The following is a 12391-nucleotide window of genomic DNA, read 5'->3' on the forward strand; positions in this document are numbered from 1 at the left end:
AGCCATCTCTTAACAAAAACTTAGTATCTTAGCAACTCAGTACCTTAGCTTCTTTTTTGTACATTTGAAATTCTGAAACTTTGAGATTAAAAACTTGAGATATTTTATAAAATTAGCCTACAACGGAACCGCTTATCATGGTTGGCAAATTCAGCCTAACGCCGCTTCGGTACAGGAAACACTGAATAAAGCTTTTTCGGTTTTGTTAAATTCTGAGATCAACTTGATGGGTGCTGGACGTACAGATACTGGCGTTCATGCTAGAGAAATGTATGCTCATTTTGATTTTGAAAATCCTTTTGATATTCCAAAATTAGTTCATAAACTCAATTCCTATCTTCCAAAAGACATTGTTATTTATCAAATTTTCCCAGTAGACAGCGAAGCGCATACTCGTTTTGATGCTACTAAGAGAACTTACGAATACCATATTCATCTTTTTAAAGATGCTTTTTTACAAGAACAAAGTTGGTATTTCACTCAGGATTTGGATGTGGATTTGATGAATCAAGCAGCCAAATTATTATTCAATCACACTGATTTTCAAAGTTTCTCTAAGGTAAATACTGATGTAAATACGTTTGATTGTACTATTTTTGAGGCCTATTGGACTCGAGGCGAAACCGAACAGAGCGGAGCTGAAAAAGAAGGAAACAAACTGATTTTCACCATTTCTGCTAATCGGTTTTTGAGAAATATGGTGCGTTCTATTGTGGGAACATTGGTCAATATTGGTTTACACAAAATAACATTAGCCGATTTTAACGCTATTATCGAAAGTAAAAGTAGAAATAAAGCCGGTTTTTCAGTACCAGCACACGGATTGTATCTGACTAAAATTGAATATCCTTATCTAGATGATTAGTACTTAGTTCCTAGTCCTTAGTAAATTCATTTCACAAATAAATACTAAGGACTAAAAACTATGGACTAAGGACTAAAAAAGGACTAAAATAAAAAAATGAAAGCAAAAGCATTCGACACACGATTATTCAAACGAATATTACAATATACAAAGCCCTACCAATGGCGTTTTAATGGCGTGGTTATTTTCGCCATTTCCTTATCCCTTTTTGCGGCTTTACGCCCGTATTTATTGAAACAAACGGTTGACGATTACATTCAAACCGAAAATGCTAACGGACTTTTACTGTACATCAGTTTGATGGGAATAGTACTTTTGCTAGAGGTTTTTTCACAATTTTATTTTGTGTATTGGGCAAACTGGTTGGGACAAGATATTGTAAAAGACATTCGAATTAAATTGTTCAAACACATTTTAAGTTTCCGAATGAAATATTTTGATTTGGTTCCTGTTGGCCAACTCGTAACTCGTTCGGTTTCTGATATTGAGTCCATTGCCCGAATTTTCAGCCAGGGTTTATTCATGATCATCAGTGACTTAATGAAAATGTTTGTCGTGCTTATTTTTATGTTTTACATGAACTGGAAACTGACGTGGATTGTAATTGTAGCAATGCCAATTTTAGTTTTTATTACTCGAATTTTCCAACGCAAAATGCAAGTTGCTTTTGAAGAAGTACGAACGCAAATTGCCAATATGAACACCTTTGTACAAGAACGTGTTACTGGAATGAAGATTGTACAATTGTTCAACCGGGAAGAAATCGAATCGGAAAAATTTAAAGATATTAATGAAAAGCACCAAAATGCCTGGATAAAAACCATTCTTTATAACTCCATCTTCTTCCCTATTGCCGATATTATTTCGTCGCTGACACTGGGATTTATTGTATTATACGGAGGAATCAAAATTCTAAATGGCGATAATTTTACCACTTTTGGAGATTTGTTTTCGTACACGATGTTCATCGGAATGTTGTTCAATCCTTTACGCCAAATTGCAGATAAGTTCAACGAGATGCAACTGGGGATGATTGCTGCCAACCGAGTTTTTGAAATTATTGATACACAAGATCAAATTCAGGATACAGGAAAAGTTGAAGCGCCTGTTTTTGATGGAAACATTACTTTTAAAAGCGTTCATTTCAGTTATATTCAGGACGAAGAAGTCATTAAAGGCATCAATTTAAACGTTAATTCGGGTGAAACTATAGCTATTGTAGGTTCTACTGGGGCAGGAAAATCAACCATTATCAACTTATTGAATCGTTTTTACGAAATAAAAAGTGGTACTATTTGTATTGATAACGAAAACATTGAAAACTACACGTTGAGTTCGTTAAGAAAACAAATTGCTATTGTATTGCAGGATGTATTCTTATTTGCTGATACTATTTATAATAATATTACACTAAACAATCCTGAAATTACCCGAGAAGATGTTTATGCTGCCGCAAAAGAAATAGGTGTTCATAATTTTATCATGAGTTTACCTGATAATTATGATTTTGATGTAAAAGAGCGCGGTGTCATGTTGTCTTCCGGACAACGTCAATTAATTGCTTTTTTAAGAGCTTATGTGAGTAATCCAAGTATTTTGATTTTGGACGAAGCCACTTCCTCTATTGATACCTATTCGGAAGAATTAATTCAGCGTGCTACCGAAACTATTACTAAAGGACGAACTTCGATTGTTATTGCGCATCGATTGGCAACCATTGTAAATGCAGATAAAATTGTGGTCATGGACAAAGGTTTAATTGTTGAAGAAGGCAAACACCAAGAACTGATTAATAAAGAATCTGGTTTCTATAAAAACCTATACGATTCTCAATTTTCATTGGTAGAATAATCAAAATGAGTACTTCCAACATCATATTACAAGCCCAAAAAATTAGCATTGGCTACATTCATAAAAAAGAACAAAACACTGTTGCTTCTAATATTAATTTGACCTTACAAAAAGGAAAACTCATTGCTTTAGTTGGTGCGAATGGTATTGGAAAATCGACTTTATTACGCACCATTACTGGAATTCAAAAAACAATTTCCGGAACGGTATTTTTGAACGAAAAAAATATTCACGAAATGAATGCTTTGGCTTTAGCCAAAAACCTAAGTCTAGTATTAACCGAAAAATTACCACCGAGTAATCTAACGGTTTTTGAACTAGTCGCCTTAGGCAGACAACCTTATACGAATTGGATTGGCACCTTAGCCGATGAAGACATCGAAAAAGTAAATCAGGCTTTAGCGCTGACACAAATTGAACATTTGGCTTCCAAAAAACATTACGAAATTAGCGATGGACAATTGCAAAAAGTATTGGTAGCAAGAGCTTTGGCACAGGATACACCGCTTATTATTTTAGACGAACCCACGACACATTTGGATCTACTACATAAAGTAGCCTTGTTCAAACTTTTGAAAAAACTCACTCAGGAAACCCAAAAATGCATCCTGTTTTCTACTCACGATATTGATATGGCTATTCAATTGAGTGATGAAATGATTATCATGACTCCCGAAACGGTTGTTCAAGATGAACCCTGTAATTTTATTTCAAAAGGAAGTTTCAATACCTTGTTTAAAGACGAACATATTGTTTTTGATGCTACAAAAGGAAAATTTGTAATTTCTTAACCACAAAGGGCACAAAGTTTTTCGCAAAGAACACTAAGATTTTCTAAAATCTGTTTTCTAAATTCTATTTTCTAAAATCTAAATTCTGCTAACTGAATACTGATTACTTCAAAAAAATCTGCCTTTTCGCTTCACCAACTACAAAAGCCACTGAATTAGCAATATTAAAACTTCTGATTAAAGAAGACATTGGGATTTTTAGTTGATTATTTTTATCAAACAATGCCAAAAATTCTTGGCTTAATCCTACACTTTCTTTACCAAAAACCAACCAGTCTCCATCCTGAAATTCAGTTTCTAAATAGGATTTCTCAGCATGAGAACTCATCATAAAAACACGGGATTGATCTGGAATTTGCGTTATCCATTCGGCTACATTTTGATATTCGGTTACATCAAGGTGTACCCAATAATCCAAACCAGAACGTTTCAGGTTTTTATCGTTGATAACAAACCCAAACGGATGAATCAGATGCAAACGACTTTCGGTTCCTACACACAAACGACCAATATTTCCAGTATTATTTGGGATTTCAGGTTCTACTAAAACAATGTTTAACATTCTTATTGATTTGTTTATTCGGTTATTTGTCTATTTTCATTGAAATTGCCATTGATATTGTCATTGCTATTGCCATTGAAATTCTGAACCTCAATCACTTCTCCTGATTGTAAGTCATTCAAATGTACATTTCCTATTCGAACACGCACTAAACGCAACGTAGGAAATCCAACAGCAGCAGTCATTTTTCGCACTTGACGAAACTTTCCTTCATTGACCGTTATCGATGCCCAGGAAGTGGGTCCATGACGTTCATCACGGATTTTTTTACCTCTTTCTCCAAAGTTAGGAACTTCTGAAATTAATTGGGCTTCACAAGGTTTGGTAATGTATTTAGTTCCATTAAAACCTATTTCGACTCCTTTTTTTATGTTATCAATGGCTTCTTGGGAAATAATTCCATCCACCTGAACATAATATTCTTTATCAACTTTTTTGGAACGAATTTGTTCACTCACTTTTCCATCGGTGGTAAGCAACAATAAGCCTTCCGAATCTTCATCTAAACGTCCGATAGCCATTGTTCCTTCAGGAAAAGGGTGCAACTCACCCAGCAGTTTCTTTTTTCGTTTCAATTCGTATATAAATTGACTCAAATAACCATACGGTTTATGAAGAATAAAATGCTGATGCGACATGGCTTGAAGTGAAATTTGCGCAAAAATACACAAATCAGCGCAGTCTTAAACTATTTCGAAACGAATTAAAAAGACACATTCAAACCAAAATTAAAAATCAATTGAAATTGATTGAAATTCTGATTTTGTACAGGCTGTGTGTAATAATTCATTCCGGGCTCCACAAATACTTTTGTTTTTTTGAATAATTCGTATTGCAAAGTACTGCTGAATAATGTTCCAAAAATAACATCATTAACATCTGAATTTTCGCCTATCGAGCTATCATTAAGCAATACTTGATTCGAAATTACTTTCCCCACAAATCCACCCGTATTCATATTAATACGAGCTTTTCCTTTGTTTAAAAGAGCATAAGAAATCTCCATTGGCATTTCTAAATATTGTACTTTTTGAGATAAATTACCCGTTTCATAAAAAGTACTACTTATCATATTCTTAGCACTGCTATTGTTTGTATTAGAGATAAACTGATAATTAGCATTGTTAACAATATCCCCTTTTTCCTGAGGTGCACTTAAAGTTTCTTTAGAAATATTCACCAAACTTTTAGCCGAATTCACATAAGAAACATTAGCTACTTGCTGCCCCAACTCACTTACTTTCAAACCTGTGCTTACTGCCCAACGGCGATTGAGTTTGTAATTTGTTTTTACCCCATAGCTATGCCCTTTTTGAGATTCAATTGTATTTCCCAGTGTTTTTTGATTTTTTAAATTCTGCGAACTATTAACTCCCGCAAATACCTGTAACGACCATTTGTCTTCGACCACAGCTACTTTTTCTTTTTTTGTCTGTTCTTTTACTAAAGCGGCTAAAGCATTTTCTTCTAAATCACTTGTAGTTGTATTTTCTTTTATTTTAGAATTGTCAAGCGGTTTCTCTTTTTCGGTTTTACCAGTTGCTGCAATTTTATTTTCCTGCACCAAATGCTCGTTATTTTTTATTTCCGTTTGCGATTTATTTTCAAATTTATTTTCTACAATAGTATTATTCTTGTTTCCCATTGTTGCCAGAGCATCTTTATTTGTAGTTGTAAATTGGCCTTTATTCGAATGAAAAACAGGGCTTTTTATAGTAGCTCTATTGTTCTCTTTTTCCTTTTCTTTTTCTGATAAATCAGAATTAACAACTCGGCTATCAGCTTTTTTGTTTGGGATTACTATTTCCTGATGGTTTTCATCTTTTTCATCTTTTTCAACAACACTATCCGTAGATCTGGATTGATTCACCACTCCATTTCCTTGCTGAATAGGAGCATTTATCAAAGAATTTTCTGAATTCGAATGAAAATAAAAAGTTCCTAAAAGTCCTAAGCCAACAACTAAACATGCGGCCAATGGCCACCAGAATGCTGCTCTTTTTTTCCTTTTTGGAAAATCTAATTTCTCTTCAATCCCTGCCCATAAATTATCCGGAGGGGTTTTAGAAAAATCTTCCAACGAAGAAAATAATTTTTCTATGTCATCTTTTTTCATAATATCTTCTTATCGCATTTTAATATTTGCAATCTAAATTTTGTTTTTATACCTTTTTTGAAGCCTTAATTTCTAATATTTTCTTTTGCAAATTGTTCTTTGCCCGATTCAAATTAGACTTCGATGTACCTTCTGTTATATTCAACAAACTAGCAATTTCCTTGTGTTTCATTTTTTCGAAAAAATACAAGTTAAAAACTAATCTGTACTGATCTGGTAATTGCTGAATGCATTCTAGCAATTTTTCTTGTGACAGCGAAAACGCATCCACATCTTCCTCTTCTTCAACTATATCTTCTTCATACGTTGCATCCACAAAAAGAAAATCTCTTTTTCTCTTATTCAGCGTTTCAATCAATTTATTGATAAAAATACGCTTCAACCAACCTTCAAAACTGCCTTCAAATCGATATTGGCCTATTTTTTGAAAAACAATTATAAATGCTTCCTGAAAAACATCCTGAGCATCGGCTTCGTTTTTCATATATTTTAGGCATAGACCATACAGTACAGGAGAAAACAACTGATAAATCTTTTGTTGCCCTCCTCTATCATTTTCGATACACTTCTGGATGTAATGGTCTAATGGTTCTTTCAAAAAATAACTCTTAAAAACAGTTTAACGTTAACAAATTTAAAACATTCTTATTACTTATAATTACTTTGTATAAGTCAAAACATAACCATCATTAAAATTATCCTGAATACTCAAATTCTTGTCATCAAGATTTTGAATTACATAACTCATCTCATTAAAAGTTAATAAATAATGTTGCTTATTGTCAAAAATACTGTTTCCCATTTTTATGGTATAATTATACTGTCCTGTTTGTGCGTCATTGGTAAAAACCGTAACTTTTTTATCAGTTCCAAAAACTAATTTCTTATCCACTCCTGTACTTTTTGGAGTAATGATTTCGTTTCCAGTTATTCCTCCAATGGATTTTTGCCAATGCCAAGTTCCCATAATAGCAAGTCTATTTTGAGTATTATTTTCATCATTTTTCAACGAACAAAAAGTCAGAAAGAGTACAAAAAAGATTAAAAAAGGAATACTTAGTTTATGCATAATGCTATTTGCTTAATACTAACTAGACTAATAACAGAAGAAAAGGTTGCGTCAAGAAAACTAAAAAAAAGCAATTCCATTCGAATAAAAAAGCATTAAAAATCGGCATTAATCTCTATTTTTGCTTACTTTACTTTTAAACTCTATTTATGTTCGATTTACTTCCTTTTTTATTCTCGTTTATCATTGCACTTGCCATTGGTATTTTCATTGGAAAATTGATTTTTTCTGCTCGTTTTCTGTCCGAAAAAACAAGTTTGGAAGAAAAATTAATTGCATTTAATTCACAAATCAATCAATTGAGAGAACAACTTTCGAATGAAAAAATACAATTCGAAAAACAATTGGCTATTAGCAATCAGGAAAAAGAAACGATTCGAAACGAAAAAGATAGTCTGGCAATCCAACTTTCGAAAAAAGAAGTCGATTTTGATAATCTTTGGGAAAGAAACAAAGAGCAAAAAGACGAAGTCGAAAAACTACAGGAAAAATTCACCAAAGAGTTTGAAAATTTAGCCAATAAGATTTTAGACGAAAAATCAAATAAATTTACGGAGCAGAATAAGGAAAACATGAAGAACATCTTGTCGCCTTTGCAAGATAAAATTCAATTATTTGAAAAGAAAGTAGAAGATACTCATAAAGAAAGTATTGATTATCATGCGGCTTTACGCCAACAAATTCTGGGCTTACGCGAAATGAATATTCAAATGAGCAAAGAAACGCTCAACTTAACAAAAGCCTTAAAAGGCGACAGTAAAATGCAAGGAAACTGGGGCGAATTAGTTTTGGAACGCGTTTTGGAAAAATCAGGATTAGAAAAAGGACGTGAATATGAAGTGCAACAAAGTTTTTCCAATGAAGAAGGAAATCGTGTTTTTCCTGACGTTGTAATTAATTTACCCGACGGAAAAAAGATGATTGTTGACTCTAAAGTTTCTTTGACAGCCTATGAAAAATACATCAATGAAGAAGACGATAATTTAAAAATTGCTTATTTAAAAGAACACGTTAGTTCCATTAGACGTCATGTGGAGCAATTAGGAAATAAAAGTTATCAGGATTTGTACCAAATAGAAAGTCCTGATTTTGTATTGCTTTTTATCCCAATAGAACCCGCATTTGCCATTGCCTTAAACGAAGACACCGCATTGTACAATAAAGCTTTTGAAAAAAATATTGTGATTGTAACTCCAGCAACTTTATTAGCCACTTTACGTACCATTGACAGTATGTGGACCAATCAAAAACAGCAAGAAAATGCAGTTGAAATTGCACGTCAGGCGGGAGCTTTGTATGATAAATTTGAAGGTTTTGTTGCCGATTTAATTAAAATTGGTAAAAAAATTGATGAAACTAAAATTGAATATAGCGGCGCCATGAATAAACTGGTTGAAGGAAGTGGAAACTTGATTACAAGAGTTGAAAAATTAAAGAAAATGGGAGCAAAAGCAAAAAAAGCACTTCCCGAAAGTATTATTGCCAGAGCAAACAAAGACGACGCTAATTTAATGGAATAGAAACCTTATTTTTTGATTTATTTAGTCTGATTTTATTAGATTTTTTTGCTGTTTTTTTCGTAACTTTAAGTAGAAAATAAAGTTGCCATGAAAAAAACTATACTCCTACTTTTATTTTTTTTCAGTATTCCAATAGTTGCTCAAGAAAAGAAAACAGCAACTAATGGCAGCATTTATTTTGAAGCTTCCGTTCCATTCTACGAAGCTGTTGAAGCCAAAAACAATCAGGTTTATACAGTACTGAATACTAAAAATGGTAATATCAGTTTTGTAGCTTTAATTAAAAATTTTCGTTTTAAAAGAAGCCTGATGGAAGATCATTTTAATGCTAATTACATGGAAAGTGATAAGTACCCAAAAGCGACTTTTAAAGGAGTAATTGAAAAATTTTCTATTGCTAAAATTAACACTACTCCAACGGAATATTTTATAAAAGGAAAAATCAACATTCACGGCGTAACTAAAAACATCAGAGTTCCCGCTAATATTTCTAAAACAACCTCAAATGCAATTGTAATTCACGCTTTTTTCACTTTAAACACTGAGGATTTTAAAATTGAAATTCCATTTATTGTACGCAATAAAATAGCTCAAAACGTAAATGTTACATTGAATACTGAACTTCAATAATTCCTATTGAGACAAGCAATCTTTTAAAGTAGCTTCTAAATATTTATGGTCAAATTGAAAACCCAAAGCTTGGAGTTTAGCATTCGAAACTCTTCTGCCTTTCAGCAATAATTTTGACATTTCGCCTAAAGCAAATTGGATTAGAAAAGAAGGAACATTAGGTAACCAAATTTTATATCCACACACTTTTGCTAATTTTACAGAAAACAATTGATTGGTTGTGTTATCAGTAATTGCAGCATTATAAGCACCGTGCATTTCAGGATTTTTTATGGCTTCCAAATAAATACGACACAAATCTTCTATGTGAACCCAAGGCATGTATTGCGTTCCTGAACCTAAGGCAGCTCCTAATCTTAATTTAAAAACGGGAAGTAACTTTTTCAAAAAACCATCTCCTTTCCCCATTACTAAACCAGTTCTGATTTTAACGGTACGAATTCCTAAATTCTCAAATGGCTGAGCTGCTGCTTCCCATTTTTGACATGTTAATCCTAAAAAATCATTTGCTGGCTGCATTTCTTCAGTACAAATTGCGCGACCATTAATTGCGCCATAAATCCCAACTGCTGACGCGGAAACAAAAGCTTCTATTTTGGAATTAGATTTCTGTAAAGAAGTATAAAGTAAGTGAGCCGAAAGTGCTCTGCTGGATAGAATGGCTTCCTTTCTTTTTTTAGTCCAAGGTTTAGCTGCAATATTTTCTCCTGCCAAATGAATGATATAATCGGCTTTTTGAATTGCTTCGTCTTCAATAAATTGCTTTTCAATATCCCATATATAATAAAAAACATTCTCAGTATTCTCTTTTTTATTTCTGGTCAAAATAGAAACCGAATAACCTTTTGCAATTAATAGTGCAGTTAAATGTCTTCCCACAAATCCTGTTCCGCCTGTTATTAAAACATTTTTTCTCATTACAATTTATTTTTGGTCATTATTCAAATATACAAAGATAATTTTGTTTAACATTAACATATAATAGTTAAACAATTCATTACCTTTATAGTCCATTAAAAACTTAAAAACATGGCAATTAAGAAAACCCCAATAACAAAAGAAGCGATTGTTTCAATGTATATGAACTATACATTAGAACACAACGAAAAGCCGAAATCAGTATATCTATTCTCTAAATCAAACGGTTTTGAGGAAACGGAGTTTTATAATTTCTTTGGAAATCTAGAAAGCATTGAAAAAGAAATTTACACCATCTTTTTAGAAAAAACCATAGAACTATTGAATAAAGATGTGAATTACGAATCATACGATATGCAAAGTAAATTGCTGAGTTTTTATTTTACTTTTTTCGAATTACTCGCTGCTAATCGAAGTTATGTAAGCTTGAGTCTGAAAGAAGATAAAAACCATTTAAAAAACCTGATGCAGCTTTCCAGTCTGAGACAGCATTTCAAAAAATTTATTGGAGAAATCACTACCGATGAATTTCGCATCCAACAAGAAAAAGTACAGGATTTCCAAAACAAAGCAATCGAGGAAAGCGCTTGGGTTCAGTTTCTATTTACGTTAAAATTTTGGCTTGAAGATGGATCTCCCAATTTTGAAAAAACAGATATTTTTATCGAAAAATCAGTAAAATTAAGTTTCGAATTAATGAACGTAGCCCCAATTAATAGTTTAATCGATTTTGGGAAGTTTATTTTTAAAGAAAAAATGCAAAAAAACTAATGAAAACAATAGACTATATCCCCACTTCAAAAATTGAACGAGCCACAAAACTGGTGCAAACTGGTGCTAAAGTAGGCGTAAATTACCTGAAATATTATGGCGAAAAAATAGTAAACTCTGATTTGACCCGTGATAAGTTAAATGAAGACAACGCCGAAGACATTTATGACGGACTGAAAAGTTTGAAAGGAAGTGCGCTAAAAGTAGCTCAAATGCTAAGTATGGACAAAAATTTCCTTCCACAAGCTTATGTGGAGAAATTCTCATTGTCGCAATTTTCAGTTCCTCCGCTTTCGGCTCCATTGGTATTGAAAACGTTTAAAAATAATTTTGGTAAAACGCCAAATGAAATTTTTGACGAATTCAATCCAAATTCAGTTAACGCAGCGAGTATTGGTCAGGTCCATTTGGCTGTAAAAAACAATAAAAAATTAGCAGTTAAAATCCAATATCCTGGAGTTGCGAATAGTATTTCATCTGATTTGGCTCTGGTAAAACCAATAGCCATAAGAATGTTCAATCTGCAAGGAAAAGATTCGGATAAGTATTTTAAAGAAGTCGAAGACAAACTGATTGAGGAAACCAATTATTTATTGGAACTCAAACAAAGTCAGGAAGTAGTTGATGCTTGCCGAAAAATTGAAAACCTGGTTTTTCCTGAGTATTATCCTGAATTTTCTTCTGAGAAAATCATCACGATGGACTGGATGACTGGCGTTCATTTATCAGAATTTAAAAAATCAGATCCTGAAATTGCTAATAAAATAGGTCAGGCACTTTGGGATTTTTACATGTACCAAATTCATGTTCTGAAAAAAGTTCATGCCGATCCGCATCCTGGAAATTTTCTGATTAACGATAAAAACGAATTGGTTGCACTTGATTTTGGTTGTATGAAACAAATTCCGAATGATTTTTACATTCCGTATTTTGAATTAATCAACAAAGAAATAATTGACGACGAAACTCTTTTTAGAGAAAAATTATTCGAATTAGAAATTCTTAGAGCAGATGATTCTCCCGAAGAAATTGCTTATTTCACGCAAATGTTCTATGATTTATTATCACTTTTCACAAAACCTTTTCAAACAGAAACTTTCGATTTTTCGGACGAAGTATTCTTTGAAAACATAGCACAATTAGGCGAACGTTTTTCTAAAGATACCAATCTCAAAAAAATGAATGGCAATCGAGGTTCGAAACATTTTATTTACATGAACCGAACGTTTTTTGGTTTGTACAATTTAATGTTTGATTTGAAATCTAAAATTGTGGTAAATAATTATTTAAAATATTAG

General features: G+C 32.7%; 13 protein-coding genes. 7 read left to right on the forward strand and 6 right to left on the reverse strand.

Features of this window, described 5'->3' with window-relative positions; genetic code table 11:
- Nucleotides 1–94: 94 nt before the first annotated feature.
- The 3 genes from truA (at nucleotide 95) to AAGV33_RS05625 (ending at nucleotide 3507) form a co-directional block, all read left to right on the forward strand.
- Nucleotides 95–865, forward strand: a complete 771-nt coding sequence (gene truA, locus AAGV33_RS05615; RefSeq protein WP_373390973.1) for a tRNA pseudouridine(38-40) synthase TruA — start codon at nucleotides 95–97, stop codon at nucleotides 863–865.
- A 96-nt stretch (nucleotides 866–961) separates the two neighbouring features.
- Nucleotides 962–2716 (forward strand): ABC transporter ATP-binding protein, encoded by a 1755-nt coding sequence (locus AAGV33_RS05620; RefSeq protein ID WP_373390974.1) that lies wholly within the window; start codon nucleotides 962–964, stop codon nucleotides 2714–2716.
- 5 nt (nucleotides 2717–2721) lie between these two features.
- The gene (locus AAGV33_RS05625; protein ID WP_373390975.1) at nucleotides 2722–3507 is read left to right on the forward strand and encodes an ABC transporter ATP-binding protein; all 786 of its coding nucleotides are present in this window, start codon (nucleotides 2722–2724) and stop codon (nucleotides 3505–3507) included.
- 103 nt (nucleotides 3508–3610) lie between these two features.
- Here AAGV33_RS05625 and AAGV33_RS05630 read toward each other — a convergent pair whose 3' ends face one another.
- The 5 genes from AAGV33_RS05630 to AAGV33_RS05650 form a co-directional block, all read right to left on the reverse strand.
- Nucleotides 3611–4069, reverse strand: a complete 459-nt coding sequence (locus tag AAGV33_RS05630; RefSeq protein WP_373390976.1) for a tRNA (cytidine(34)-2'-O)-methyltransferase — start codon at nucleotides 4067–4069, stop codon at nucleotides 3611–3613.
- 14 nt (nucleotides 4070–4083) lie between these two features.
- A complete protein-coding gene (locus AAGV33_RS05635; RefSeq protein WP_373391032.1) occupies nucleotides 4084–4707 on the reverse strand; it encodes a pseudouridine synthase in 624 nt (207 codons plus the stop codon).
- A gap of 65 nt (nucleotides 4708–4772) precedes the next feature.
- Complete coding sequence (locus AAGV33_RS05640) at nucleotides 4773–6185, reverse strand: hypothetical protein (protein WP_373390977.1); 1413 nt, start codon at nucleotides 6183–6185, stop codon at nucleotides 4773–4775.
- A 46-nt stretch (nucleotides 6186–6231) separates the two neighbouring features.
- A complete protein-coding gene (locus tag AAGV33_RS05645) occupies nucleotides 6232–6783 on the reverse strand; it encodes an RNA polymerase sigma factor (RefSeq protein ID WP_373390978.1) in 552 nt (183 codons plus the stop codon).
- A 60-nt stretch (nucleotides 6784–6843) separates the two neighbouring features.
- Nucleotides 6844–7254, reverse strand: coding sequence for a hypothetical protein (locus AAGV33_RS05650; protein ID WP_373390979.1), 411 nt, complete (start codon nucleotides 7252–7254; stop codon nucleotides 6844–6846).
- Between the two features lie 149 nt (nucleotides 7255–7403).
- On the opposite strand from AAGV33_RS05650, the gene AAGV33_RS05655 reads away from it, so the two are divergent.
- Both AAGV33_RS05655 and AAGV33_RS05660 read left to right on the forward strand, forming a co-directional pair.
- Nucleotides 7404–8774, forward strand: a complete 1371-nt coding sequence (locus AAGV33_RS05655; RefSeq protein WP_373390980.1) for a DNA recombination protein RmuC — start codon at nucleotides 7404–7406, stop codon at nucleotides 8772–8774.
- A gap of 87 nt (nucleotides 8775–8861) precedes the next feature.
- The gene (locus AAGV33_RS05660) at nucleotides 8862–9404 is read left to right on the forward strand and encodes a YceI family protein (RefSeq protein ID WP_373390981.1); all 543 of its coding nucleotides are present in this window, start codon (nucleotides 8862–8864) and stop codon (nucleotides 9402–9404) included.
- 3 nt (nucleotides 9405–9407) lie between these two features.
- On the opposite strand, the gene AAGV33_RS05665 is transcribed toward AAGV33_RS05660, so the two are convergent.
- Complete coding sequence (locus AAGV33_RS05665; protein WP_373390982.1) at nucleotides 9408–10322, reverse strand: TIGR01777 family oxidoreductase; 915 nt, start codon at nucleotides 10320–10322, stop codon at nucleotides 9408–9410.
- 111 nt (nucleotides 10323–10433) lie between these two features.
- Between AAGV33_RS05665 and AAGV33_RS05670 the strand changes: the two genes are divergently transcribed.
- Nucleotides 10434–11093, forward strand: coding sequence for a TetR family transcriptional regulator C-terminal domain-containing protein (locus AAGV33_RS05670; protein ID WP_373390983.1), 660 nt, complete (start codon nucleotides 10434–10436; stop codon nucleotides 11091–11093).
- A complete protein-coding gene (locus AAGV33_RS05675; protein ID WP_373390984.1) occupies nucleotides 11093–12391 on the forward strand; it encodes an ABC1 kinase family protein in 1299 nt (432 codons plus the stop codon). Before AAGV33_RS05670 ends, AAGV33_RS05675 begins: the two co-directional genes overlap by 1 nt.

Origin of the sequence: Flavobacterium magnesitis, assembly GCF_041729735.1 — a bacterium.
Lineage (GTDB): Bacteria > Bacteroidota > Bacteroidia > Flavobacteriales > Flavobacteriaceae > Flavobacterium > Flavobacterium magnesitis.

Excerpts from the sequence above, each read along its gene's own strand:
- AAGV33_RS05620 (WP_373390974.1), top strand. The coding sequence starts at position 962 with ATGAAAGCAAAAGCATTCGACACACGATTATTCAAACGAATATTACAA.
- AAGV33_RS05625 (WP_373390975.1), top strand. The coding sequence starts at position 2,722 with ATGAGTACTTCCAACATCATATTACAAGCCCAAAAAATTAGCATTGGC.
- AAGV33_RS05630 (WP_373390976.1), bottom strand. The coding sequence starts at position 4,069 with ATGTTAAACATTGTTTTAGTAGAACCTGAAATCCCAAATAATACTGGA.
- AAGV33_RS05635 (WP_373391032.1), bottom strand. The coding sequence starts at position 4,707 with ATGTCGCATCAGCATTTTATTCTTCATAAACCGTATGGTTATTTGAGT.
- AAGV33_RS05640 (WP_373390977.1), bottom strand. The coding sequence starts at position 6,185 with ATGAAAAAAGATGACATAGAAAAATTATTTTCTTCGTTGGAAGATTTT.
- AAGV33_RS05650 (WP_373390979.1), bottom strand. The coding sequence starts at position 7,254 with ATGCATAAACTAAGTATTCCTTTTTTAATCTTTTTTGTACTCTTTCTG.
- AAGV33_RS05655 (WP_373390980.1), top strand. The coding sequence starts at position 7,404 with ATGTTCGATTTACTTCCTTTTTTATTCTCGTTTATCATTGCACTTGCC.
- AAGV33_RS05660 (WP_373390981.1), top strand. The coding sequence starts at position 8,862 with ATGAAAAAAACTATACTCCTACTTTTATTTTTTTTCAGTATTCCAATA.
- AAGV33_RS05665 (WP_373390982.1), bottom strand. The coding sequence starts at position 10,322 with ATGAGAAAAAATGTTTTAATAACAGGCGGAACAGGATTTGTGGGAAGA.
- AAGV33_RS05670 (WP_373390983.1), top strand. The coding sequence starts at position 10,434 with ATGGCAATTAAGAAAACCCCAATAACAAAAGAAGCGATTGTTTCAATG.
- AAGV33_RS05675 (WP_373390984.1), top strand. The coding sequence starts at position 11,093 with ATGAAAACAATAGACTATATCCCCACTTCAAAAATTGAACGAGCCACA.